At 52.9% G+C, this 23576-nt stretch carries 22 protein-coding genes; 5 read left to right on the top strand and 17 right to left on the bottom strand.

Annotated features, from left to right (window positions below; all coding sequences use genetic code 11):
- Window positions 1-88: 88 nt before the first annotated feature.
- The 8 genes from EX31_RS13170 to rppH all read right to left on the bottom strand — a co-directional run bounded on the left by EX31_RS13170 (window position 89) and on the right by rppH (window position 6867).
- Window positions 89-433 (bottom strand): prepilin-type N-terminal cleavage/methylation domain-containing protein, encoded by a 345-nt coding sequence (locus EX31_RS13170; protein ID WP_037035158.1) that lies wholly within the window; start codon window positions 431-433, stop codon window positions 89-91.
- Window positions 426-911: a YgdB family protein gene (locus tag EX31_RS13175; RefSeq protein ID WP_231576056.1), complete on the bottom strand. Its 486-nt coding sequence runs from the start codon at window positions 909-911 to the stop codon at window positions 426-428. The genes EX31_RS13170 and EX31_RS13175 overlap by 8 nt, the downstream gene beginning before the upstream one ends.
- On the bottom strand, window positions 908-1495 hold the full coding sequence (locus EX31_RS13180) for a prepilin peptidase-dependent protein (RefSeq protein ID WP_037035160.1): 588 nt from the start codon (window positions 1493-1495) through the stop codon (window positions 908-910). Before EX31_RS13180 ends, EX31_RS13175 begins: the two co-directional genes overlap by 4 nt.
- Window positions 1486-1947, bottom strand: coding sequence for a prepilin peptidase-dependent protein (locus EX31_RS13185; RefSeq protein ID WP_013574166.1), 462 nt, complete (start codon window positions 1945-1947; stop codon window positions 1486-1488). The genes EX31_RS13180 and EX31_RS13185 overlap by 10 nt, the downstream gene beginning before the upstream one ends.
- Before the next feature lie 281 nt (window positions 1948-2228).
- Window positions 2229-3023 carry a thymidylate synthase gene (gene thyA / locus EX31_RS13190; RefSeq protein WP_037035162.1) on the bottom strand — a complete coding sequence of 265 codons (795 nt, stop codon included), beginning with the start codon at window positions 3021-3023 and terminating at the stop codon, window positions 2229-2231.
- A gap of 6 nt (window positions 3024-3029) precedes the next feature.
- Complete coding sequence (gene lgt, locus EX31_RS13195) at window positions 3030-3899, bottom strand: prolipoprotein diacylglyceryl transferase (protein WP_013574164.1); 870 nt, start codon at window positions 3897-3899, stop codon at window positions 3030-3032.
- 182 nt (window positions 3900-4081) lie between these two features.
- Window positions 4082-6328: a phosphoenolpyruvate--protein phosphotransferase gene (gene ptsP, locus EX31_RS13200; RefSeq protein WP_013574163.1), complete on the bottom strand. Its 2247-nt coding sequence runs from the start codon at window positions 6326-6328 to the stop codon at window positions 4082-4084.
- Between the two features lie 11 nt (window positions 6329-6339).
- A complete protein-coding gene (gene rppH / locus EX31_RS13205) occupies window positions 6340-6867 on the bottom strand; it encodes an RNA pyrophosphohydrolase (protein ID WP_013574162.1) in 528 nt (175 codons plus the stop codon).
- A 695-nt stretch (window positions 6868-7562) separates the two neighbouring features.
- On the opposite strand from rppH, the gene mutH reads away from it, so the two are divergent.
- The 3 genes from mutH to EX31_RS13220 all read left to right on the top strand — a co-directional run bounded on the left by mutH (window position 7563) and on the right by EX31_RS13220 (window position 9779).
- Window positions 7563-8249 (top strand): DNA mismatch repair endonuclease MutH, encoded by a 687-nt coding sequence (mutH, locus tag EX31_RS13210; RefSeq protein WP_013574161.1) that lies wholly within the window; start codon window positions 7563-7565, stop codon window positions 8247-8249.
- A gap of 86 nt (window positions 8250-8335) precedes the next feature.
- Window positions 8336-8554 (top strand): YgdI/YgdR family lipoprotein, encoded by a 219-nt coding sequence (locus EX31_RS13215; RefSeq protein ID WP_015689428.1) that lies wholly within the window; start codon window positions 8336-8338, stop codon window positions 8552-8554.
- Between the two features lie 184 nt (window positions 8555-8738).
- Window positions 8739-9779, top strand: coding sequence for an NADP(H)-dependent aldo-keto reductase (locus EX31_RS13220; RefSeq protein WP_013574159.1), 1041 nt, complete (start codon window positions 8739-8741; stop codon window positions 9777-9779).
- 62 nt (window positions 9780-9841) lie between these two features.
- On the opposite strand, the gene lplT is transcribed toward EX31_RS13220, so the two are convergent.
- From lplT to EX31_RS13235, 3 genes are all read right to left on the bottom strand, one after another.
- Window positions 9842-11053, bottom strand: coding sequence for a lysophospholipid transporter LplT (gene lplT, locus EX31_RS13225; protein ID WP_015689427.1), 1212 nt, complete (start codon window positions 11051-11053; stop codon window positions 9842-9844).
- Window positions 11050-13215 (bottom strand): bifunctional acyl-ACP--phospholipid O-acyltransferase/long-chain-fatty-acid--ACP ligase, encoded by a 2166-nt coding sequence (gene aas / locus EX31_RS13230; RefSeq protein WP_037035164.1) that lies wholly within the window; start codon window positions 13213-13215, stop codon window positions 11050-11052. Before aas ends, lplT begins: the two co-directional genes overlap by 4 nt.
- Window positions 13216-13572: 357 nt before the next feature.
- Window positions 13573-15831, bottom strand: a complete 2259-nt coding sequence (locus EX31_RS13235) for a molybdopterin guanine dinucleotide-containing S/N-oxide reductase (RefSeq protein WP_037035166.1) — start codon at window positions 15829-15831, stop codon at window positions 13573-13575.
- Between the two features lie 252 nt (window positions 15832-16083).
- Here EX31_RS13235 and galR point away from each other — a divergent pair, with 252 nt between their 5' ends.
- A complete protein-coding gene (gene galR, locus EX31_RS13240; protein WP_013574155.1) occupies window positions 16084-17091 on the top strand; it encodes an HTH-type transcriptional regulator GalR in 1008 nt (335 codons plus the stop codon).
- Here galR and EX31_RS13245 read toward each other — a convergent pair.
- The 5 genes from EX31_RS13245 to EX31_RS13265 are packed head-to-tail and all read right to left on the bottom strand — an operon-like array spanning window position 17088 to window position 21491.
- On the bottom strand, window positions 17088-17537 hold the full coding sequence (locus EX31_RS13245) for a GNAT family N-acetyltransferase (RefSeq protein ID WP_037035169.1): 450 nt from the start codon (window positions 17535-17537) through the stop codon (window positions 17088-17090). The genes galR and EX31_RS13245 overlap by 4 nt on opposite strands.
- Window positions 17538-17542: 5 nt before the next feature.
- Entirely contained in the window at window positions 17543-18316 is a 774-nt protein-coding gene (locus tag EX31_RS13250; RefSeq protein WP_013574153.1) for an FCD domain-containing protein, read from the bottom strand.
- Window positions 18317-18354: 38 nt separating this feature from the next.
- The gene (locus EX31_RS13255; RefSeq protein WP_013574152.1) at window positions 18355-18672 is read right to left on the bottom strand and encodes a PTS sugar transporter subunit IIB; all 318 of its coding nucleotides are present in this window, start codon (window positions 18670-18672) and stop codon (window positions 18355-18357) included.
- A 14-nt stretch (window positions 18673-18686) separates the two neighbouring features.
- A complete protein-coding gene (locus EX31_RS13260) occupies window positions 18687-20123 on the bottom strand; it encodes a glycoside hydrolase family 1 protein (protein ID WP_037035171.1) in 1437 nt (478 codons plus the stop codon).
- A 24-nt stretch (window positions 20124-20147) separates the two neighbouring features.
- Entirely contained in the window at window positions 20148-21491 is a 1344-nt protein-coding gene (locus tag EX31_RS13265; protein WP_013574150.1) for a PTS sugar transporter subunit IIC, read from the bottom strand.
- Between the two features lie 277 nt (window positions 21492-21768).
- Between EX31_RS13265 and EX31_RS13270 the strand changes: the two genes are divergently transcribed.
- Entirely contained in the window at window positions 21769-22086 is a 318-nt protein-coding gene (locus EX31_RS13270) for a PTS lactose/cellobiose transporter subunit IIA (protein WP_013574149.1), read from the top strand.
- A 164-nt stretch (window positions 22087-22250) separates the two neighbouring features.
- Here the strand turns inward: EX31_RS13270 and lysA are convergent, their stop codons facing one another.
- The gene (gene lysA, locus EX31_RS13275) at window positions 22251-23510 is read right to left on the bottom strand and encodes a diaminopimelate decarboxylase (protein ID WP_037035173.1); all 1260 of its coding nucleotides are present in this window, start codon (window positions 23508-23510) and stop codon (window positions 22251-22253) included.
- Between the last annotated feature and the right edge of the window lie 66 nt (window positions 23511-23576).

Here is a 23576-nt window from a genome sequence, read left to right on the forward strand (position 1 = left end):
CTGTTAAACTACTCTAAGCTGTTAGCCCGCCATTGCAAGTGGCTTAACAGTATTTTTGTCCGGTAATATGCGGCTTACAGGCACAACTTCAGGGGCCAAAATTGCATATTAAGCGCTGCAATATTGCCTGATATTTTGCCGGCGTTTGAATTGTCGCAGTGACCAGCTTGCAGGATTGTGCATCTGAAATGCCTGTAAATCGATATTCCCAATCTTTCGCTAAAGGCTCCGTCCCCTTTCCTGCCACTGAATATGCTTCAAGCTGGGAATGTGCTTCTGACCACGCCTGCTGAACCTGCCACTGACGCATAAACCCATTGCTCAGTGATTGGTAATAATTCAGGAGTCCCAGAATGGAAACTGACAAGAACAACATGGCGATCAGCGCTTCCGTGAGGCTGAAACCTTGCTGTGCTGAGTGGCTTTCATTCATTGCAGATCTGCTCATCAGCCTCAGGACAAAAATCCAGCCATCCCTGTGTCAGCGGTGAAAAAATCAGATTTCCACCAGTCTGTTTTTTAATACTGACTTGCTGATACTGCATAACCGGCTCATTGCCTTCAGCCATTCTTCCCTCACCACGAACCAGAAAGATATCCTGACGCAATGAAGGCCGGGTACACGTCCTGCCACTTCCTGAAACAATGAGGCCTGCGGGCATATCCCGGCACTGCCAGAGAGGTTCGCTGCTGTCTTTCCATGACTGGCGGATACCCCATGCTAATGCTGAGGCTGCATTTTCCCGGGCAATGACATAGCGGTGCTGATTTGACGTCAGCGCAAGCCCGGCGGAAAGTTGCTGTTGCAGCGAGTTAAGGGCAATCAGCCCTAATCCCATCATCACCAGAATACTCAGGATCATGGCGCTCCCCCGCTGTCTGGACGAATCGCGCATTTTTTCTGCTGTCATAAGACGTGGCCTGCAATCATCTCGGTCACCTGCCGGTGGATGAAAGGATTTTTGCTCCAGCTGGCTTCAAGTTGCAGAGAATACAAGCGGCCGGAGCCACTTGCTGCTACCTCGGTTACCACGAACCGGGTCACGCTGACTTCAGCAGGGTCGAGGAGTTTTTCCCAACCTCCACTGCTGCAATCACCCGCCCCGCGCTGGATCTCAATACCGCCCTGACGCAAACGGTAACCAAAGTATTCAGAGTCCGCCGTCCCGGGCTTATCCCATGTTCCGTTGCGGTTCAGGTCATAGATAACAAGGATGCAGGAGCTGGTTGCTTCACCCGCCGCGTTGCCGATGATGACAGATTTACCCGCGCAGGTTCCGTTACAGAAACCGGCCCGACGAATATCTTTGCCAATGGCAAAAGTAGTCTGGCGCAACAGTTGCTCGAGCTGATAATGTCGGCCCAGATTCTGGCTTCTCTGGCGCATCAGCGGATAGATTTGCGCGGCACTGAGCATCAGCATGCTGCCAATCCCCATCGCAATCATGACTTCAGGCAGCGTGAATCCCTGACAACGGGCTAAATTCACTGGCATAAGCCGATACTCAGTAAAGGCTGATTTTCACTACACGTACGTAACCGTCCTCTGACAGAAAGTACGATTCGCAAACTACCCGCTGAATTTTTTAGTGTGATATGTCCGGCAAGTGCGGCATTACGCAGGCCGTAAAAACCCATGGTTTTTTCACTGACAGCGAGTAACTCCACACCGGGTTCATTGATGGCGAATATTTTACCCACGGCATTATGACAACCTGAAGGGCGGGTTCCGCTACCCACACATCCATTAGCACCGGCAATGCCCCATAAGACAGCAGAACGATTGTAATTATTGGCTTCGGCCTGCACCCCGTACAAATACAAACGCAGTTGCTGCGCAGATTGCTCAAGCTTTAATGCCTGCTGATAATCGCGCCAGGTGTGGATTCCCCACAATGTGCACATGGCGACCAAAGTCACAACAACCATCATTTCTATCAGCGACATTCCCTCTTCCCCTACCCGCTCAAATGTTTTCATGCGGCCAAAATAGGCATTTAGATTTTTTCCGCCACTGGGAGAGTCATTTTTTCCAGGATGTCATGAGAACTATCGGTGCAACGAAATCCACGCGACAAATAAGTTGCGTGATGTCTCGCAGGGATAGTATCGGGATGTAAATCGGGATTGGAATCGTCAGTAAAAGGCGTAAAAAGTGGAGCAGAGGGAAAGCCGGATAAAAGGGAAATGGCCGCCTGACAGTGCTGTCAGGCGGTAAAAACAAGGAATCAGATCGCGACCGGCGCTTTGATTGCGGGATGCGGATCGTACCCTTCAATCTCGAAATCTTCGAAGTTGTAATCAAACAGGGAGGCAGGTTTGCGTTTAATGGCAAGTTTTGGCAATGCACGAGGCTCACGCGTCAGTTGCAGATGTGTCTGTTCCATATGGTTGCTGTAAAGATGCGTATCACCACCGGTCCAGACAAAGTCACCGACTTCCAGATCACATTGCTGCGCCATCATATGCACCAGCAGCGCGTAGCTGGCGATGTTAAACGGCAGTCCGAGGAAAACGTCGCATGAACGCTGATACAACTGACAAGACAGTTTCCCGTCGGCCACATAGAACTGGAAGAAAGCGTGGCAAGGTGCCAGCGCCATCTGATCCAGTTCACCCACATTCCACGCCGACACAATAATGCGGCGTGAATCAGGGTCTTTTTTCAGTTGTTCAACAACGCTCGCCAGTTGGTCGATTTGCCTGCCGTCAGCCGCGCCCCAGGCACGCCATTGCTTGCCGTAAACCGGGCCGAGGTCGCCATTCTCATCTGCCCACTCATCCCAGATGCTGACATTATTTTCACGCAGATAGGCGATGTTAGTTTCACCTTTCAGGAACCACAGGAGTTCATGAATGATTGAGCGCAAGTGACAGCGTTTGGTGGTGACCAGCGGGAAACCTTCCTGCAAGTTGAAACGCATCTGATGACCGAAAATCGACAGCGTGCCTGTACCGGTACGGTCGGCTTTAGGGGTGCCCTCATCGAGCACTTTCTGCATTAAATCCAGATACTGTTTCATGTTACCTCACGACAATTGTTTCTGCGGACGGCGATATGCCCAGACCATCACAATCAGGCCAATGACAACCATTGGAATGGACAGAACCTGCCCCATGCTGATGATCCCGTCGAACAGACCGAGCTGTGCATCCGGCTGACGGTAGTGTTCAACGATAATACGGAATAAGCCATATCCGATCAGGAACAAGCCTGACACCGCGCCCATCGGGCGTGATTTACGGATGAATATGTTCAGAATGATGAATAGCACGATGCCTTCAAGCAGCAGTTCATACAGCTGGGAAGGATGGCGCGGCAATACGCCGTACTGGTTCAACAAAGGCTGCCATTTAGGGTCAGCCGCCGCAATGGCGATATCTTCCTGACGGGATCCCGGGAACAGCATTGCCCATGGCACATCTGTGGTCACACGGCCCCAGAGTTCACCATTAATGAAGTTACCCAAACGACCTGCGCCAAGTCCAAACGGGATCAGCGGAGCGATAAAGTCGGAAACCTGGAAGAAGTTGCGTTTGGTTCGATGGGCGAAAATCAGCATGACCACGATTACGCCAATCAGGCCGCCGTGGAAAGACATGCCGCCATCCCAGACCTTGAAAAGATAAAGCGGGTTATCGAGGAATAAAGGCAGATTGTAGAAGAAAACGTAACCGATACGACCACCGAGGAATACCCCCAGGAAACCAGCATACAGCAAGTTTTCAACTTCATCTTTTGTCCAGCCGCTGCCTGGCTTATTGGCACGGCGTACTGCCAGCCACATCGCGAAGACAAAACCAACTAAGTACATCAGTCCGTACCAGTGGAGAGATACCGGTCCGATTGAGAAAATCACCGGATCAAACTGGGGAAACGCCAGATAGCTGTTGCTCATCTATCACCACAAATTGTTTATGATTATTGCCCGTTCAGGGGCCAGCAGGGAGCGAATAGTAGCATAGCCGGAAGGTTTTCCGGGGCTAAGCCGCTGGAAAAGTTCTGTAAAAAATCATCTCATCCTGTGCCGGAAAGCGAGCAGGATGGGAGTAATACGGCACAAAGCATCAACTCAGGTGCTTATTTACCACCACGGATCAGGCCGCCCAACCCGCGTCTTTCCATAAAAGCAGCGGTCATATGACGAACGTCCGTCGTAAAATGCGCCTGCAGCACCCGACCGGCAAGCTCTTCGGCATCATGAAGTTCGATACGGCGAAGCAGGTATTTTACACGGGCAACACTGCGCCCGTTCATACTGAGATTACGAAAGCCCATGCCGGTAAGCAGTAACGCGCCCATCGGATCACCCGCCATCTCGCCGCATAAGCTGACATCCAGCCCGGCAACCTCAGCGGTGGTGACAATTTGTTTGAGCACCCGCAGCATCGCCGGATGCAGGCTGTCATACAGCCCGGCAACGCGGGTATTGTTGCGATCAACAGCGAGCAGATATTGCGTCAGATCGTTGGTACCGACGGAAATAAATTCCACTCTTCCGGCCAATGCAGGCAACATAAAGACCATTGATGGGACTTCGATCATTACGCCAAGACGCGTATGTGGCAGCTCGTAACCCAACTGTTCTTCCACTTCACGTCCGGCGCGATCGATTAAACGACGGGCCTCATCAATCTCTTCAAGGCTGGTAACCATCGGCAGCAGAATACCGAGATTTCCGGTCGCAGCATTGGCACGCAGCATCGCGCGAACCTGAATCAGGAAAATTTCAGGCTGATCAAGAGTAATACGAATACCGCGCCAGCCCAGACAAGGGTTTTCCTCGCTGATCGGCATATAAGGCAGCTGTTTATCAGAGCCGATATCCAGCGTTCGCAATGTCACCGGCTTTTGCGGAAACAACTGCAACATGCCCTGATATTGCGCGACCTGCTCTTCTTCAGAAGGGAAGCCGCTTTGCAACATGAAAGGAATTTCGGTGCGATACAGCCCGACGCCGTCAACGCGGCTGCCGAACAATTTTTCATGGTCAGCACTCAGACCGGCGTTGAGCATCACTTTCACCCGCTCACCACTTTTCAGCGCTGCAGGTTGCTCAACATCATCTTCAGCCTTCTGACTCAGCTCCATTTCTTCGCTGATCAGCCGCGTGTATTCCGTGACCAGTACGGCTTCCGGATCAATCAGCAGCTCACCGCGATAACCATCGACAATCAGTTGTCGCTGACTGAGCAGTGCAGGCTGAATATCGGCGCCCATGACGGTCGGCACGCCCATCGCACGGACCAAAATCGCCGCATGTGAGTTAGCTGCACCATCACGAACTACCACACCTGCCAGCCGGTCCTGCGGCATTTCGGCCAGCAAAGTAGCGGTCAGTTCGTCGGCAACCAGAATAAAACGTTCCGGCCACTGTGTGTTGCCCTGAATCGTATCATCAAGATGGAAAACCAGCCGCTGGCCCAGCGCACGTAAATCGCTGCCACGCTCACGCAGATAGGTATCCTGCAAGCTGGCAAACTGCGCCGCAAACTCTTCCACGACCTTTTTAACTGCCCACTCCGCGACGGCGCCCTGATCTATTTGAGCGAACAGTTCACGCTTGAGGCGTGCATCATTAAGAAGGTGAGAGTAGAGGTCAAAAATCGCCGCGCTTTCTTTCTGCGCACTCGCCGCGAAACGTTTACTGAAACGGCGGAACTCAGCACCGGCGTCTTCCAGGGCCCGGGTCAGACGTTCGCGTTCACGTACGGTATCCAGCGTAGACGCCATATAAACGTGATCGAGCGAAGGTTGCGAGCTGTCCTGCCAGCCGATACCGATGGCCACACCCGGCGATGCGGCAAGCGCACGAACGCGCGTCTGGCGAAAGCGCCCGTAAAGCACATTAAGCTGTGCCTGAGAAAGGATCGCCGCCAGCTGAGTGGCGAGCGTGACCATAAACGACTCTTCACTTTCGTCGAACTGCCGGTGTTCGCGTTGCTGAATAACCAGCACACCCAGCAGCTGACGACGGTGAATGATCGGCACACCCAGGAAGGATCGGAAAAGATCTTCTTTTACGGCGGGGATATATTTAAAACTGGGATGGCTCTGCGCATCGGCAAGGTTAATGGGCTCAGCCAGACGCCCTACCAGACCCACAATCCCCTGATCAAACGCCAGCGTAATAGTCCGCCCGCGAGGTTTTTTCAAACCTCGCGTCGCCATCAGGTAATAACAACGGCGGTCATTGTCAGCGAGATAGACGGAACAGACTTCCGTGTCCATCGCCAGGCAGGTTTCGTTGACCAGTACATCCAGCGCATCATTGAGGCTGGACGCCATTGCTACCTTTTCAACAATTTCTCGCAAACGCGTGAGCATCTCTTCGTGACTTAGCCTCTTTTACGACGATAGGCGGGCGATGTCCTGGGAAGGGAGACTTCCTGCATCGGCATAATCGTGGTGGAAAACTCTTTCATTACACGCCGGTAAACATCGCGCTTAAATGACACCACCTGACGAACCGGATACCAGAAACTCACCCAACGCCAGCCATCAAATTCAGGCGTACTGCTGCGCTGCATATTGATATCAGCATCGTTACACATCAGTTGCAGCAAGAACCATTTTTGCTTTTGGCCGATACAAACCGGCTTTGTGTCCCAACGCACCAAACGTTTTGGCAATTTATAACGTAACCAGTTACGGGTTGAAGCCAGAATACGGACATCTTTACGGCCAAGCCCCACTTCCTCAAACAGCTCGCGGTACATGGCCTGCTCAGCGGTTTCACCAGGGTTTATGCCCCCTTGTGGAAACTGCCAGGAGTGCTGGCCGTATCGTCTGGCCCACAACACCTGACCCTGCTTGTCACAGATTACAATACCAACATTCGGGCGGTAGCCATCATCATCGATCACCGGACTACCCCAATAGCTAAACTCATAGATGTACTGATTGTTTCATACTACCAACAGGCGGTAAACCACTGGTTAATACCGATCAGCATGAATAAAAATGGGATAACTCACAGTTATACGCCAAGTTATAAACAGATTTTAAAAATCACCTGCGATTTTATTCACTTTTTCTGTGGATAGGTATGTGAAGAACTTCAGAGTAAGCAGGGTAAAACTCTTCTTAACTTATTTTTGCCGGGAAAACATGCTCCCGTAAAAACCTTTTAAAACAATTTATTACCTGCATTAAACAGAGTTATCCCACGGTTAAAAATGAGAGTTATCTCACACCTTCAAGTGATCTGGCGAAAGATCCACCAATGTTGTTTTTATCCACAGCGATCGTCTAAAAGTTGACGTCATTGCCCCAAAAATTGGATAAAACCCCTCCCGTCAAGCCTGTAAATCGAACCAGTGATCGAATTCAGGCAGGGTTATCCAAGAAATCTGTGGATAAGTAGGTGGAAGATCCTGTTCATTGTCGCCTTCAACAGGTGATCAACCTAATCGTTAAGGCGCAAAAGAAGTCAGAAACCTGAAAAAAAACTAAGACAAATCATGCTATTATTTCATTGCTCCACAGGAATAAGTTTTTATTCACTGTGCATGACAAAAGCAGTACGAAATTTAATCTATTGAGTGAGCATTGTTTTTTTATGTCTATTCCTTTACCTGCCACCCAGCCTCCGCACAACGAACAGCAACTGTTGCACCGCGCACAATCGCTGGCGGGTCATACGCTGGGTGAACTGGCCGCTCACGCTGGCCTGCCCATTCCTGAGAACCTTAAACGGGAGAAAGGCTGGGTCGGTATGCTGCTTGAGGTGTATCTCGGCGCCATCGCAGGAAGTAAACCGGAGCAGGATTTCGCTGATATTGGCATTGAGCTGAAAACGATCCCAATTGATTCCCGTGGCAGGCCGCTGGAAACCACATTTGTCTGCGTTGCCCCGTTAACCGGTAACAGCGGCGTGACGTGGGAAAACAGCCATGTGCGCCATAAACTGGCGCGGGTTTTGTGGATACCGGTCGAAGGTGAGCGCCAGATCCCCCTGGCTGAGCGCCACATCGGGGCGCCTTTATTATGGCAACCCTCTGAGGAAGAAGATGAGCAACTGCGTCAGGACTGGGAAGAACTGATGGATTTGATTGTTCTGGGTAAAGTCGAAAGCATCACAGCCCGACATGGGGAATACCTGCAAATTCGGCCCAAAGCTGCCAACAGCAAAGCGCTGACGGAAGCGATCGGGGAGTCAGGGCAACCCATTTTGACGCTGCCGCGCGGCTTCTATTTGAAAAAGCGTTTTACGGCGGCGCTTCTGGCCCGCCATTTTCAGCTTTAACCGATATCATTTCCCGCTGCCTGCGGGATAGTTTGCTACGCTAAATGTGAATATCTTCGGTACAACAAAAAGGAACGTTAACGATGATGAAGAAAACTTTAATGGCGGCCGGTGCTGCGCTTGTGGTGTTGAGCCTCGCGGGCTGTGCCAGCGATTATGTGATCTCAACCAAAGACGGCAATATGATCCTGACTGATGGTAAACCTAAGCTGGATAAATCTACCGGACTGCTGAGTTACACAGACGAACAAGGCAACGACCGCCAGATCAATAATGACAACGTCAGCCAGGTGATGAAGCGTTAAGCATTACGCTTCTTAACCCGTCGCAGAGCCAGTTATCAGGACTGGCTCTTTGTTATTTTATCCACCGACCGCGTCGTTCCTCCCGCACACACTGCCACTTCCCCCATCTGCCAGCCTTGTATATAGTCAGTTAAGGCGCTTTTTCTAACAGGCTGACATTCTCAGATATAAAGGAAGACCGGCAATGCAATATCACCGTATACCCCACAGTTCTTTAGAAGTGAGCTTACTGGGACTTGGCACCATGACTTTTGGTGAACAAAACAGCGAAGCCGACGCCCACCAGCAACTCGATTACGCCGTTGCGGCGGGCATCAACCTGATTGATACCGCAGAGATGTATCCCGTTCCGCCGCGTCCTGAAACCCAGGGGCTGACGGAAAGCTATATCGGCAGCTGGCTGAAAGCCCGTGGCAACCGTGAGAAAATTGTTCTGGCGAGCAAAGTCTCCGGGCCTTCCCGCGGCAATGACAACGCCATTCGTCCGGCTCAGATGCTGGATCGCAAAAATATCCGCGCGGCGCTGGATGCCAGTCTGCAACGTCTGAATACGGATTATCTGGATCTTTACCAGTTGCACTGGCCGCAGCGTCAGACCAACTTCTTTGGCAAACTGAGTTATCAGTACACCGAAGAGCAGTCCCCGGTTACCTTGCTGGAAACGCTGGAAGCACTGAATGAACAGGTTCGTGCCGGTAAAATCCGCTATATCGGCGTTTCTAACGAAACCCCGTGGGGCGTGATGCGTTACCTGCAACTGGCGGAGAAACATGATTTGCCGCGTATCGTTTCGATTCAAAACCCATACAGCCTGCTGAACCGCAGCTTTGAAATCGGTTTGTCGGAGATCAGTCAGCACGAAGGGGTTGAACTGCTGGCCTATTCCAGCCTGGCGTTTGGCACGCTGAGCGGTAAATACCTTAACGGTGCGAAACCGGCCGGGGCGCGTAATACGTTGTTCAGTCGTTTCACCCGTTACTCATCACCGCAGGCTGAAGCGGCGATTGCTGAATATGTCGCGCTGGCGAAGAAACGTAATCTGGATCCTTCTCAGATGGCGCTGGCCTTTGTGCGTCAGCAACCGTTCGTGGCCAGCACGCTGCTAGGCGCCACCACAATGGAACAACTGAAGATCAACATCGACAGTCAGGATCTGACACTCGATGAGGAAATCCTCGCTGATCTGGAAAACATCCACAAACGCTTCACCATTCCTGCGCCGTAAATCCTGATTGCAGGCAACAAAAAAGGGCGCTGAGCGCCCTTTTCTTTTGTGCGAAAACAACATTACGCCATACGGCGTTTCTGCATGTTTTTCCAGATCCACAACCCGGCAATCGCCAGCGCGAACACCACACCGAACCCGATGCCAATCGCCACCACCGGCGCACCGGCCATCACCACCAGCGAATACAAGCCGAGCATCAGCAGCATGGCGGTGTTTTCACCCAGATTCTGTACGGCAATCGCGTTACCGGCACCGACAGAAATCTTACCGCGATGCTGCAACAGGGCATTCAGCGGGACCACAAAGAAGCCGCCTAAAATCCCCACCACCACCAGCACAATGTAAGAACTCAGCATGCTGGTTTGCAGCGCAAAGACCACCACGGCGATACCGATGGCGACACCTGCTGGCAGGCAGCGTTTCACGGTTTCCAGACGGATTAACTTCGCCGCCGCTCCCGCACCAAACACAATCCCGATCGCCACCATCGCATTCAGCAAGGTCGGGGTTTTGTTATCGGTGATGCCCAGCGCCACGGGAACCCACAGCACCAGCAGGAAACGCAGCGTCACGCCCGCGCCCCAGAACAAGCTGGTACCGACCAGCGAGAAGCGGGTTTCGCCATCCTGCCACAAGGTTTTGCAGGCAGAGAAAAATGTCCGGCTCATTTTTGCCGGATTCCATGACTGCCCCGGACGCGCCGGGTTCAGCTTCGGAATAAACCAGTTTGCCGCCACTGCCGCGCCATACGCCAGCACACAGATACCGAGCGCCGCCAGAATGCTCCAGTCAGCCAGTGCGCCACCGGCCACAGAACCCAGCAGGATCGCGGCAATAGTAGAGGCTTCCATCAGGCCATTGGCTTTCACCAGTTGTTCACCACTGGCGATCTCGCCCAGAATGCCGTATTTCGCCGGTGAATAAGCCGCAGCGCCAATGCCGACCAGCGTATAACCGAGGAACGGATTCATGCCCGCGCAAATCACCGCCGCGCCCGCCAGTTTCAGCAGGTTAGCGACCATCATCACGCGGCCTTTGGAAAAACTGTCGGCAAACTGCCCGACAAACGGCGCGAGAATGATGTACGTCGCCACAAACGCCATTTGTAAAACGGGCTGGCTCCAGTCGGGATAAAGCTGTTGTTTGATCAGCGCCAGCGCGGCAAACAACAGCGCGTTGTCACCGAAAGCCGACAGGAACTGCGCCACGATCACCGCCGTCATACTCTTTGACATCAACGGCCCTGCAGCTGCCTTTAAAGGCTGACTCATGCTTCACTCTCCGGGTTCTCTGCCATCTCGCGCAGGGTGACAAAATCGGGTTTACCGCTGCCGAGCAACGGTAACGCTTTAACGACGCGAATTTCACGCGGCACGGCCAGTTCCGGCAACCCCAGTTCACGGGCAGCTTTACTTAACGCATCACGACGTAATTCAGGATCGGTGGTAAACAGCACCAGTGCCTCGCCTTTGCTGGCATCACTGCGCGATGTCGCCGCATGCTGTTTATCGGGTGAAGCCTTGATCGCCAGTTGCTCGACACTTTCCAGCGAGACCATTTCTCCCGCCAGTTTGGCAAAACGCTTCACGCGACCACGGATGGCACAGAAACCTTTTTCATCCAGCGTGACGATATCACCGGTGTCATACCAGCCCGCCTGCATTTCACCTGCGGCATTCTCAGCCTGCGGAGTTTCCAGCACACCCGGATTTTCGACGCGCAGATAGCCTTTCATGATGTTCGGCCCGCGCAGTTGCAGACGACCGCCCTCCTCAATGCCCGGCACGGTAATCAGACGAGACTCCATCCCCGGCAGAATTTTGCCGACGGTATTCACTTTGGTCGCCATCGGTACGTTGATCGCCCCCACCGGCGCACATTCGGTCACACCGTAGCCTTCGAGAATGCGGATACCAAATTTGTTCTGCCAGATTTCCTTGGTGCTTTCAGCCAGTTTTTCCGCACCGGCCACCACATACCGCAAGCGGGCAAAATCATACGGATGGGCAAAGCGGGCGTAATTGCCCAGGAACGTTGAAGTACCAAACAGCACGGTACAGTTCTGGTCGTAGACCAGTTCGGGCACGATGCGGTAATGCAGCGGACTCGGATACAGGAACACGCGAGCGCCGGTAATCAGCGGCGTTAACAATCCGACGGTCAGGCCAAAGGCGTGGAACAGCGGCAGCGACGACATAAAGCGGTCACGTGGCGTAAAGTCCGCCACGGTACGGATTTGCTCGACGTTAGCCAGCAGGCTGGCGTGTGAATGCACCACGCCTTTCGGATTGCCTTCAGAACCCGAAGTAAACAGCACCAGTGCTGCATCATCGGCTTTTTGCGGCAGCATCGCACGACGCGGGAAGATCAGATGGAACAGGATCCACAGCTTGTCCTGCGTGGTCACCGTGTCTTTCAAATCTTCCAAATAGACCCAGTTCGCCTCTGGCACGTTCTCCGGCAGGTGCGTCAGTTTGCCTTTTTCAAGGAACTGGCGGGAGGTAATAATGGTTTTGATCTGCGCCGCTTTCATCGCGCTTTGCAGCCCTTTGGCACCCGCAGTGTAGTTAAGCAACGCCGGAATACGGTTGCGCATTGACGCGCCAAACAGCGCCGCCGCCATGATCGTGGCATTTGGCAACAGCATCCCGACATGCTCACCTTCGCGGGTAAAACGTTGCAAAATGCGGCTCACGCCCAGGCATTTTTTCAGCAGTCCCTGATAGGTATCTTCTTTGAACGCGATATCAGCGATACAGGGTTTGTGACGGCCATAACGGGTTTGTGCGGACAACAACGCCTGATACAGCGTTTCCGGTTCGCGGGTATCCATACGCGCCTGCATCATAATTTTATGCAGTTGCTCACCGGCGAGAATGCGGCGGTCACGGGAACGCGGCGCATCCGGCATCGGAATGGTAGTCGGCGGCAAAAGATTGATGGTGACCTTCGGGAACCAGCGGATTTTAAAGCTGCCGAACAACCGGCCAAACGGCGTATATTCCGGCCCGTCTATGCGCACCGGAATGACGGTCGCCTGTGACTTCGCCGCCACAAAGGCCGCGCCGTCGTAAATCTTCATTAATGAACCGGTAACCGTAATGCGCCCTTCCGGAAACACAACCACCGGACGCCCTTTCTCCACCTCGCGGATCAAATGCTTGATCGCCATCGGTTTGGTGGGATCCAGCGGCATGAAGTCCACATAGGGTTTCAGCCAGCGCATAAACCAGCTGTCCGTGATGTTGGAATACACTGCAAATACCGGTTTGACCGGCAGGAAAAGCACCAGCAACATGCCGTCAATAAACGAGACATGGTTCGGCGTGAGGATTAAACGCGGGTAATTAAAATCGTTTCTCGCCGGGGTCACGGTGACCCGGAACATCAGGCGGAAGAGCCATCTGAACGCGGCGAAAAGAAAGTTATACATGTTTGCCATCTCCTTATGTGTCATCCCTGATCTTGAAGAAAAAGGTTGGGGAAACAGCATACTATAAGCCGCTGAAAAATGACGACAGTCAGAGAGAGTTTAGGAGGGAACTGATCGGTGTGCCGGAGTTGAGGCAAAAAAAAACCTACGCATCCGCGTAGGTTGGTGCAAATTTAATCGGTATCAACATGCAGAGCACGTTGATGATTCACCAATCAATACCTCTGGGACGTTCAATTTAGCTGTTTTGTACGAACCACAGCCAGCAGGCAATCGAAACATAATTCCGCAAAGTGTAACGAGTGGTGAAAATAGGCCCGATTTATCCTAAATCGGGCTAACTATTTAAAAACTACCTTAAACAGGTCCCACTTCGACCAGGCAACTCATGGCATTTGGCCCCTGCGTCAGACGCGACGTGCCGATATCCAGCGTAAGTACATTCGGGTTCCCCGCTTGCTCGGTTTCCTGCCATCGGCCACCAAAGCCAGGATCAAACCAGGCGCCGGTCGACATCAGCACCACGCCACGCGTAATTCCGTCACTGAGTGACACCCCCGCCAGACAACTGCCACGCGCATTGTGCACTTTCACCCGGTCTCCCTCCTTGAGCTGACGGCTGAGAGCATCTTCCGGATGCATAAACAACGTTTCCTTACCGGCGGTTTTGTTCGACTGCGCCAGCGGCGACTGATCAAGCTGGCTGTGCAGACGATCTTTTGGCTGAATGGAAATCAGGTGCAGCGGCCACTGTTTGGCACTTTCCGCGCCCAGCCATTCTACCGGCGGCTGCCACTCCGGGTGCGGCGCGAAATCGTCATAACCGTAACCCGCGATGGTTTCGGAGAACAGTTCGATTTTGCCGCTGTGGGTCCCCAGCGGATTAGCACGCGGGCTTTTACGGAATTCCTCAAAGAACACGTAATCTTTTTCCGGCACCGGCAGTTCAACAAAACCGCGCTCCCAGAAGGTTTCAAAGTCAGGCCATTCCACGCCGGTGCCTTTCTGCGCTTCGCCGCACTGACGGTAAATATGGCGCAACCATTGATCTTCATTACGCCCCTGCGTGAACTGCTCGCGGTAACCGAGACGGTCAGCAATGTCAGCGAAAATATCAAAATCGTTACGCGCCTGATGTTGTGGCGCAACAGCCTGATGCATCGCCAGCACGAAGCGGTCGCGTGACGATCCGCCGATATCATTACGTTCCAGCGATGTTGTCGCAGGCAGCACGATATCCGCCATCTGCGCCGCTGGCGTCCAGACGTTATCCTGCACAATCACGGTGTCCGGCTTCTGCCAGCCTTCGACCAGACGGTTAAGCTGCTGATGATGATGGAACGGATTACCGCCCGCCCAGTGCACCAGGTGAATATCCGGATAATTCAGCGTTTCGCCCTGGAATTCATACGGCTGGCCGGGATTGAGCAGCATGTCACTGATACGCGCCACGGGGATCGACAAACCAGAAGGATTCGGCCCGGCACTGACGGCAGGCCCCGGCGTGTCATAACGCGGATTACCCACGCTGTTCATCGAGCCGTGACCGAAGGAGAATCCGCCGCCCGGCAAACCGACCTGCCCGAGCATGGCGGAAATGGCGATCATCATCCAGTAAGGCTGCTCGCCACGGTGAGCACGCTGTACAGAATAAGAACAGGTGATAAAGCTGCGTACACCGATCAGATCATCCGCCAGACGCGCAATACGCTCAGCCGGCACGCCGGTAATGTGGCTTGCCCAGTCAGGGGTTTTCGGGATGCCGTCAGTGTCGCCGCGCAGATAGGCGGCAAGCTGCGGATAACCGACGCAATGGCTGGTCAGAAACGCCTCGTCCTGCGCTTCTTTGCGCTGAATCTCAAACGCGACGGCCATCATCAGCGCCGCATCGGTGTTCGGGCGGATCGGGATCCACTCTGCATTCACGAATTCCGGACAGTCGTCGCGCATCGGGCTGATGTTAATGACGCGGGTGCCTTTTTTCGCCAACTGTTCCAGCGCCGGTTTCAGGGTATGTTCCACCGCGCCGCCGGACGCCACTTGCGCATTTTTCAGCGCCAGACCGCCAAATGCGACCAGAATGTCAGCGTGTTCGACCACACTTGGCCACGAGGTCACGCGTCCGGTCAGCGGGGTAAACGTGCCGATAACGTACGGCAGGAAAAATTGCGCCGAGCCCCAGCTATAGTTGCCCTGCTGATCCACCCCGCCGCCACCGGTGAAATAAAAACGACGCACCAGAGAACGGGCGTGATGCAGACGTCCGGCCGATGACCAGCCGTAAGAGCCGTTGAAAATGCCGGAAGCGCCGTAGCGATCACGCACGCGTTTATTCTCTTCGGCCACCAGATCCAGCGCCAGATCCCAGTCCACTTCGACAAAATCTTCGCGGCCCCGCAGCGAACGATCGCTGTTTTCGCGATGTTTCAACCACGAGCGGCGCACGGCCGGTTTGCGGATACGTTTGTCGGAATAGACCAGCGGCGCAATGGAATCGAGCAGAGGTGAAGGATCGGCATCCGCCTTATAAGGTTCACAACGGATCAAGCGGCCATCTTCCACCACAGCGGTATATGCGCCCCAGTGGGCCAGTTGCGGATAGCGTTTTATCGACATAATTTCTATTTTTCTCAGCGCAGATAAATGACTTTAAAAATACCATTCACTGCGCTGACACTTCAAAGAACAAATAATCTTAATAAAACGCATTTCCACCCTATCGCACTGGGATTTCGGTTAATCACCACGATCTTTTCCCGTTACATCGCGCTTACATCAAAAAGTTGCGATCAGCATCCTTGCAGCCACCGGTCTTTTCCGCAAAACTGGTCAGTGTAAACGATTACCCTCACGGAAAACGGAAGTGTTATGGCAACGATTAAGGATGTAGCAAAACTGGCAGGCGTATCGGTTGCGACCGTTTCACGCGTGATAAACCATTCCCCGAAAGCCAGCGACAGCTCGCGGGAAGCCGTACAGAACGCCATGCAGCATCTGCAATATCATCCGAATGCCAACGCCCGTGCCCTCGCCCAACAGGCAACCGAAACGCTGGGGCTGATCGTGGCCGACGTTTCTGATCCGTTTTTTGGCGCGATGGTCAAAGCGGTCGAACAGGTGGCCTACGCCACCGGCAATTTTCTGCTGATTGGTAACGGTTATCACAACGTTGAAAAAGAGCGTCAGGCCATTGAGCAGTTGATCCGCCACCGCTGTGCGGCGTTAGTGGTTCACGCCAAAATGCTGCCGGAAGATGAGCTGACCAGCCTGATGCAGCAAATCCCCGGGATGGTGCTGATTAACCGCACGTTGCCGGGTTTTGAACAGCGCTGTATTGCACTCGATGACCGCTACGGTTCCTGGCTGGCGACGCGCCACCTCATTCAGGCCGGCCATCAGCGCATCGCGATTTTATGTTCCAACCACGGCATTTCCGATGCCAGTGACCGGCTTCAGGGCTATATCGACGCCCTCACCGAACACAACATTCCGGTGGATGACAAGCTGATTGCCTACGCGGAACCGGATGAAATCGGTGGTGAGAAAGCCATGGCGGATTTACTGGGATTGGGCAAAGGGTTTACGGCAGTGACCTGCTACAACGACCCGATGGCTGCCGGTGCATTATCGGTATTAAGCGATAACAGTATTGATGTGCCGGGCGAAATTTCGCTGATTGGCTTTGATGATGTGCTGATTTCACGCTATCTGCGCCCGCGTCTGACCACCGTACGTTATCCGGTGGTGGCAATGGCGAATCAGGCAGCGCAACTGGCGTTAGCGCTGGCAAACGGTCAGCCGTTACCGGAAACAACCCATATGTTCAGCCCGACGCTGGTACGTCGTCACTCGGTGAGCGGCCCGGCAAACAGCTAAAGATGTTGATGGAAAAGATGCACCGGCTTATCCGGATAATCCAGCGCATCGCCGATATATTTCCAGCCAAAACGTTCGTAATAGCCGGTGAATTCGGCATACAAATACAACTCACAAAAGCCGCTGCGGCGGCTCTGTTCCAGTACAAATTCCTGTAACTGCTGCCCCAGCCCGCACGAACGGAAATTTTCATCCACGTATAACGCCGCCAGCCACGGGGTAAGATCCTGACGGCTGATCAAATCACAGCGCCACAGGCCCACGGTTCCTGCCAGCCTGTCGTCTTCGAGTGCGATAAACGTTTGCGGCAAGTCCGCGCCGGACAGGCTGCTTCGCACCACGCTGGCAAAAAACTCCCGGCTGTTTTCGCTGCCAAATGCCTGCCAAAGCCAGTCTGTGACCGCGTCCTGAAATTCAGGCCGTTCACTCAGATTAATAATCTTCATCGCTTTCAGACCATCTTTCCCTGAAAAATCGGCACAGATTCAAACAGATAGCCGTCAAACTCCGGCGCATCCACATCCGACAATTCCATCAGCGTATTTTTCACATTTTCCATGTGCTGCCACATCGCCTGATACGAGCCCATGACGTCGCGGCGGCGCAGTGCGGCCAAAATATTCTGATGATCAGCCAGCCATTTCAGGCGGTAACCGCGGGTAGCTATATGGCTGTGTAACTGTTTCCACAGCGGGCTGGAATCCCGGTGCATCCAGATATTTTTCACCGAATCGAGCAGCATCTGGTTTTGTGTCGCACCGGCAATCAGCAGGTGGAACAGCCGGTCGTTATCACCGCTTTCGTCGTTAGCCACGATGGCAATTTGTTCCTGCTCCAGCGTGCGGCGCAGATTTTCGATATCCGCTTTGGTGGCCATTTTGGCGGCAAACGCGGCAATATTACTTTCGAGCAACTGCCGCGCCTGTAAGATTTCAAAGGGGCCAATCTGCCCCTGATACAACAGTTCGTCTTCGCCTTCTTCCTGAGAAGGAATGCGGATCACGTACACGCCGGAACCCTGACGGATATCCACCGTGCCCTCCAGTTCCAGCATCAGTAAGGCTTCGCGCACAATCGTCCGGCTGACGCCGTAGTTTTCCGCCATATTGCGTTCGGGCGGCAGGCGGGATCCCACGGCGAAATGCCCTTGCTTGATTTGCTCACGCAGGTCATGCCCGATTTCCTGATACTGCTTTCTGTCCTGCGAAACCACACCTTTTTCCACACAATCACCCTGATGCAAAAAACAAAAAAGACCGGATGTTACTGTATCAGAGATAATGCCTGATCCAGCACTTTTGCACCGTTTAACGTGCCGTAAGCCACCATGTCGATCACCGCAATCGGAATGCCGTGTTCATCGGTCAGCTTTTTATTCTCCGCCAGTTTAAAACGCACCTGCGGCCCGAGCAGCACGGCGACAATATCGCGGCCATAGGCTTCAAGCTCGTCACGCAGATTGTTTTCAGGGATCGCGTAGATCTGATATTCCAGCCCCCGCGCAGTAACTTCTTTTTCCATTTTGGTGACCACCAGTGACGTGGACATCCCTGCCGAACAAGCTAAAACGATTCGTTTCATAGTGTTTCCTTAGGTTATTTTTCCTGGTCATCGAGCGTTAAAGACAACACACCACTTTCACTGAGTGATTTAAACCAGTGAGAGGATTTCTTCTGACGGCGATCACGATTGTTATCAAGATCAATTTCGATCAGCCCGTAACGATTTTTAAAGGCGTTCATTGGCGAGACATTATCGGTAAAGGCCCAGAGCATATATCCCTGACAATTGGCGCCGTCTTCCCGCGCTTTTAATGTCCAGTAAAGATGCTCGGCAATAAATTCAATACGATAGTTGTCCTGAATTTCCCCGCTGACGGCATCGCGAAACTGGCCTTCATTTTCGATACCCATGCCGTTTTCAGCCACAAACCACGAAATATTTCCGTATTCCGCTTTAATGCGCATCGCCATGTCATAAATAATTTTCGGATAGATTTCCCAGCCACGCGATTTATTCATCCGGCGTCCGGGCAATTCGAAATGTTCGTAGTAATACGCCGGATGGAATGGTGTGTCTTTATTCCATTCGCGGGACGGTGCTTTCACCCGGTGCGGGTAATAAAGATTAATACCCACTTCATCCACGGTGTTATTACGGATAACCGCCAGTTCCGCTTCTGTATAATCGAAATGTACGCCGTGCTTTTCCAGTAGCTCCAGTAATTCCTGTGGATATTCCCCGTTGATCATCGGGTCTAAAAATACGCGGTTATAGAATAAATCGTATAAATGCGCCGCCTTTTGGTCATGCGCCGCCGATGAACGGGCGTACGTCACTTCCGGATTTAAAATCACCCCGACGGTACCTGCGGCGTGATATTTTTTGCGATGGAACAGTTCGACCACTTTGGCGGTTGCCAGCACTTTGTGGTGATTCCACTGCATCCATTTCGCGGTATTTTGCTCGAACGGCCAGCGTATCGCATCCAGATACACGCGGGTTTGCACCACCACCGGTTCGTTGAAGGTAAACCAGCGGCGGACTTTTCCGGCATACCGTTCGAAGACTTTTTCTGCATACAACACAAACAGATCGACGACTTTTTTCGAGCTCCAGCCATCGTATTTTTCGATCAGAAACGCCGGTAATTCGTAGTGTTCAAGACACAGCATCGGTTCGATGCCGTTACGTTTCATCTCATCGAGCAGATCGTCGATATATGCCGCGTATTCTTCATCGACCGTACCCAACTCATAGTCGGTGAAAAAGCGCGACCAGTTAACTGACGTGCGGTAATGGCTCAGCCCGCTGGCTTTCATCAGCGCCACGTCTTCTTTGTAGCGGTTGATGAAATCGGTGGCTTTCGCCGGGCCGTAACCGTTGTGCCAGACATGGCGGTTATTTTTGTACCAGAGATCCAGATACGAATCCTGCCCGTCTTTTTTGCCGCTCCAGCCTTCGGTCTGCCACGCAGAGGCGGCGGCACCGAGAATAAATCCGTCAGGAATGGCGATTGAAACCTTACTCATAACATCCCTCATTTTCCGAATAATTTACGCCGTGGCAGCCTGTTTCTGGCTCTGCTGCATGGCTTCAAGCTGAGCCTGATCGGCACGACGCGCCGCGACTTTCACAAACGGCAGATAAATCAGTACCGCCACCACAATGCAGCCAATCTGGGTGAATACCGCGCCCATCGATCCGGCCGTTGACAGCCAGGCGTTGATAATCGGCGGTGTGGTCCACGGCACCATCACCACCGCGCGTCCGGCGAATCCGAGGCTGGTGGCAAAATAGCCGATGGTGCCAGTGATCAGCGGCGTGATGATGAACGGGATGGCCAGGATCGGGTTGAGCATAATCGGCATACCGAAAATCACCGGTTCATTGATGTTGAAGAAACTTGGCCCGAGGGACAGTTTGGCGATTTCGCGCATCTCTTTGCGGCGGGTAGCGATCATCACCGCCAGCAACAAACCGATGGTACAACCCGAGCCTCCGATGCTCATATATACATCCCAGAACGGCATGGTGATGATGTTTGGCACCTCATGACCCTGCTCAAACGCGGTCATGTTAACCATGATGGCGCCGAGCAACAGCGGTTCGCGGATCGGTTTAATCATCTGGTTGCCATGAATACCAATCACCCAGAACAGCTGCGCGACAAACATCAGCAGCAGAATGCCCGGCAGACTTTGCATCACCGATTCCAGCGGACGCTGAATCACCTGATACACCGCATCGTACAGATACATGCCGGTGACGCGGTGGAATACAAAGCCGAAGGTAGCGACGAGCACCACGGTAATGATGGCGGGAATTAACGCCGAGAATGACGCCGACACATTGGGCGGCACGCTCTCAGGCATCTTTATACGCAGGCCGTTAACCCGTTCCAGACGGGAATAAATCTCCACCGACAGAATGGCAATAAACATGCCGAGGAACAGACTTTTAGTATCGGAGAATTGTTTTGCCAGCACATCTTTCACTTCCTGCATCTGGCCGTTAACCATCATATCGACGGTGGTTGGCGTCACGGCAATAAAACAAATCACTGCCAGCAGGCCGGGAAATAACGAACGTGAGCCGTTAATTTTCCCGAGTTCGATACCAATTAAAAACACCGCACCGATGGTCAGAAAACTGAGCGTGGCGTAGTTAATACTGCTCATGATCGGTTTGAGGGTGGCCAGCCAGGAGAACATTTCAAAATGCGCTAATCCGTTTTTCGGATCCATCACCATATTTGAAATTAAAACTGAGAATGCCCCCACAATAATAACGGGCATTAACGTGATAAAAGACGCCTTAATAGCCATGATGTATCGGAAGCTATTAAAGGTGTTGGCGAATCCCCCCAGAGAATCGATAAAGCGGTCTTTCAGTGACATGACAGCACCTCATTTTCTTTTTTCTATACTTCACAGGTGTTGATTTCGTCTTCACCTTTTATATTGAATGAGGAATAAAGGTGTCGTACGAAGCAGGGTCAGATTCCGGTTCTGTAAATCATCCTGTCGGCCATATTTCGGGAATAATTTCGTAATGTGGCATGCCAAAAAATAGCGGAATACGAATTAATTTCTGTGACAGCGTTCTCACATGTGAATATTGGAATTCCAATATGATGATTTCACCCCCTTCTGGTATACCAATTTGGAGTTTTCGATGGAATTCGATCTGGAACAAACGGTGATGGAGTTATTGATCAACGCCGGAGAAGCACGATCTAACGCCATGATGGCGATTCAGCATGCACGTAAAAAAGAATGGGAACAGGCTGATGCGATGCTGAAAGCCTCGGACGACGCGGCGCGTGTTGCGCACAAAGTACAGACGCAACTGATTGGCCTGGATGAAGGCGTGGGGAAAATTCCGGTGAATCTGATCATGGTGCACTCGCAGGATCATCTGATGACCGCCATGCTGTGCCGTGATCTGGCAGAAGAGATCGTGTTACTGAGAAAAGAGATGTTTGATAAGTAAACTTTCTCCCCTGCGAAGGGGAGGGTTGGGGTGGGGTATTAAGGTCAAAAACAAAATTCAAAGTGTGCTTTAACTCATTGCTTTGTATTTAAAACCCCCTCCCCGCCTCCCCCTTCGCAGGGGGAGGAGCAAAGCAAGCCACCTCACCGGCTCAGACGCAGAGACTAGAGCTCCAGAGCAATTAACTCTTCCACCGTCTGCCTGCGACGAATCAGTCTTGGCACGCCATTCTCAAACAATACTTCCGGCAGCAGCGGGCGGGTGTTGTAGTTCGATGACATGGATGCGCCATAGGCACCTGTATCGTGGAACACCAGATAATCGCCGATGTGTACCGGCGGCAGCGGGAAGGTTTCCACTCCGCCGCCTGCCTGCTGGGTAAACACGTCGCCGGATTCACACAGCGGACCGGCGATCACGGAATCCGTCAGCGGTTGTCCGCTGACATCGCGGCCATCGGCCGGTAACAGTGAAATATGGTGATAGCTGCCGTACATCGCCGGACGCATCAGGTCATTAAAGCCTGCGTCGCACAACACGAAATGACGGCTGCCCATGTTTTTCACCGCACGGATTTGCGCCACCAGCACGCCGGATTCCGCCACCAGGAAACGCCCCGGTTCGATCTCCAGTTTAATCTCATGCCCGAGATGCGCGGCAATCTGCTCGCGCGCACGATTCCACAGACCAAAATAGTGGCCGGTATCAATGGATTCTTCTTCAAAATGATAGGGGATCGACAGGCCGCCTCCGGCGGAGATCGCTTCAATATCGTGTCCGGTTTCAATCACCTGACGCACCATCGCATCGCAAACCTGCTCAAGGTGACCATAATCCACGCCGGAACCGATATGCATATGAATGCCCACCAGTTTCAGGTCGTAACGGGCAATCTCTGTCAGCGCCTGCGGTAAATCGGCATACCAGATCCCGTGTTTACTGTTTTCCCCGCCAGTATTGGTTTTCTGGCTGTGCCCGTGACCAAAGCCCGGGTTCACGCGCAGCCACACCGGATGTCCGGCTTTGTGCTGGCCAATCTGACTGAGCATGTCGATGGAACCGGCGTTCACCGGAATATCCAGCGCTGTCACGCGCTCCAGCGTCGGTTGATCCAGTACGTCAGCAGTAAACACAATCTCACTGTCTGTGCCGCCCGGAATAAAACCGGCCACCAGCGCACGCTCAATTTCACCCAGAGAAACGGAATCGACCTTCACGCCCTGCTCGCGCATCAGACGCAGGATATGAATATTAGAACAGGCTTTCTGCGCAAAACGGATCACGTCAAACTGGCGCAACTGCGCGATGCGCTGTTTGATAATGTCAGCGTCATACGCCCACACAGGGCAGCCAAATTGTTGCGGCAGAGCCAGTAAATTCGCGGCATTAAGCGCGGTAGACATATCGTTCAGAGCGCGTGGCATAAGATTTTCCGTCAGTTGAAGTCCGTCATATTTCCCTCAGTATGCCGCGTGGCAGACCAGCGATAA

The sequence above is a fragment of the Rahnella sp. WP5 genome (assembly GCF_000745615.1).
GTDB classification, from domain to species: Bacteria; Pseudomonadota; Gammaproteobacteria; order Enterobacterales; family Enterobacteriaceae; genus Rahnella; species Rahnella aceris.

Coding starts and splice junctions, on each gene's coding strand:
- lplT (WP_015689427.1), bottom strand. CDS start 11,053: ATGAGTCAGCCTTTAAAGGCAGCTGCAGGGCCGTTGATGTCAAAGAGT.
- EX31_RS13215 (WP_015689428.1), top strand. CDS start 8,336: ATGAAGAAAACTTTAATGGCGGCCGGTGCTGCGCTTGTGGTGTTGAGC.
- EX31_RS13175 (WP_231576056.1), bottom strand. CDS start 911: ATGACAGCAGAAAAAATGCGCGATTCGTCCAGACAGCGGGGGAGCGCC.
- aas (WP_037035164.1), bottom strand. CDS start 13,215: ATGTATAACTTTCTTTTCGCCGCGTTCAGATGGCTCTTCCGCCTGATG.
- lgt (WP_013574164.1), bottom strand. CDS start 3,899: ATGAGCAACAGCTATCTGGCGTTTCCCCAGTTTGATCCGGTGATTTTC.
- EX31_RS13270 (WP_013574149.1), top strand. CDS start 21,769: ATGGAATTCGATCTGGAACAAACGGTGATGGAGTTATTGATCAACGCC.
- lysA (WP_037035173.1), bottom strand. CDS start 23,510: ATGCCACGCGCTCTGAACGATATGTCTACCGCGCTTAATGCCGCGAAT.
- EX31_RS13255 (WP_013574152.1), bottom strand. CDS start 18,672: ATGAAACGAATCGTTTTAGCTTGTTCGGCAGGGATGTCCACGTCACTG.
- EX31_RS13185 (WP_013574166.1), bottom strand. CDS start 1,947: ATGTCGCTGATAGAAATGATGGTTGTTGTGACTTTGGTCGCCATGTGC.
- thyA (WP_037035162.1), bottom strand. CDS start 3,023: ATGAAACAGTATCTGGATTTAATGCAGAAAGTGCTCGATGAGGGCACC.
- EX31_RS13180 (WP_037035160.1), bottom strand. CDS start 1,495: ATGCCAGTGAATTTAGCCCGTTGTCAGGGATTCACGCTGCCTGAAGTC.
- EX31_RS13260 (WP_037035171.1), bottom strand. CDS start 20,123: ATGAGTAAGGTTTCAATCGCCATTCCTGACGGATTTATTCTCGGTGCC.
- EX31_RS13170 (WP_037035158.1), bottom strand. CDS start 433: ATGAATGAAAGCCACTCAGCACAGCAAGGTTTCAGCCTCACGGAAGCG.
- mutH (WP_013574161.1), top strand. CDS start 7,563: ATGTCTATTCCTTTACCTGCCACCCAGCCTCCGCACAACGAACAGCAA.
- galR (WP_013574155.1), top strand. CDS start 16,084: ATGGCAACGATTAAGGATGTAGCAAAACTGGCAGGCGTATCGGTTGCG.
- EX31_RS13220 (WP_013574159.1), top strand. CDS start 8,739: ATGCAATATCACCGTATACCCCACAGTTCTTTAGAAGTGAGCTTACTG.
- ptsP (WP_013574163.1), bottom strand. CDS start 6,328: ATGCTCACGCGTTTGCGAGAAATTGTTGAAAAGGTAGCAATGGCGTCC.
- EX31_RS13265 (WP_013574150.1), bottom strand. CDS start 21,491: ATGTCACTGAAAGACCGCTTTATCGATTCTCTGGGGGGATTCGCCAAC.
- EX31_RS13235 (WP_037035166.1), bottom strand. CDS start 15,831: ATGTCGATAAAACGCTATCCGCAACTGGCCCACTGGGGCGCATATACC.
- EX31_RS13245 (WP_037035169.1), bottom strand. CDS start 17,537: ATGAAGATTATTAATCTGAGTGAACGGCCTGAATTTCAGGACGCGGTC.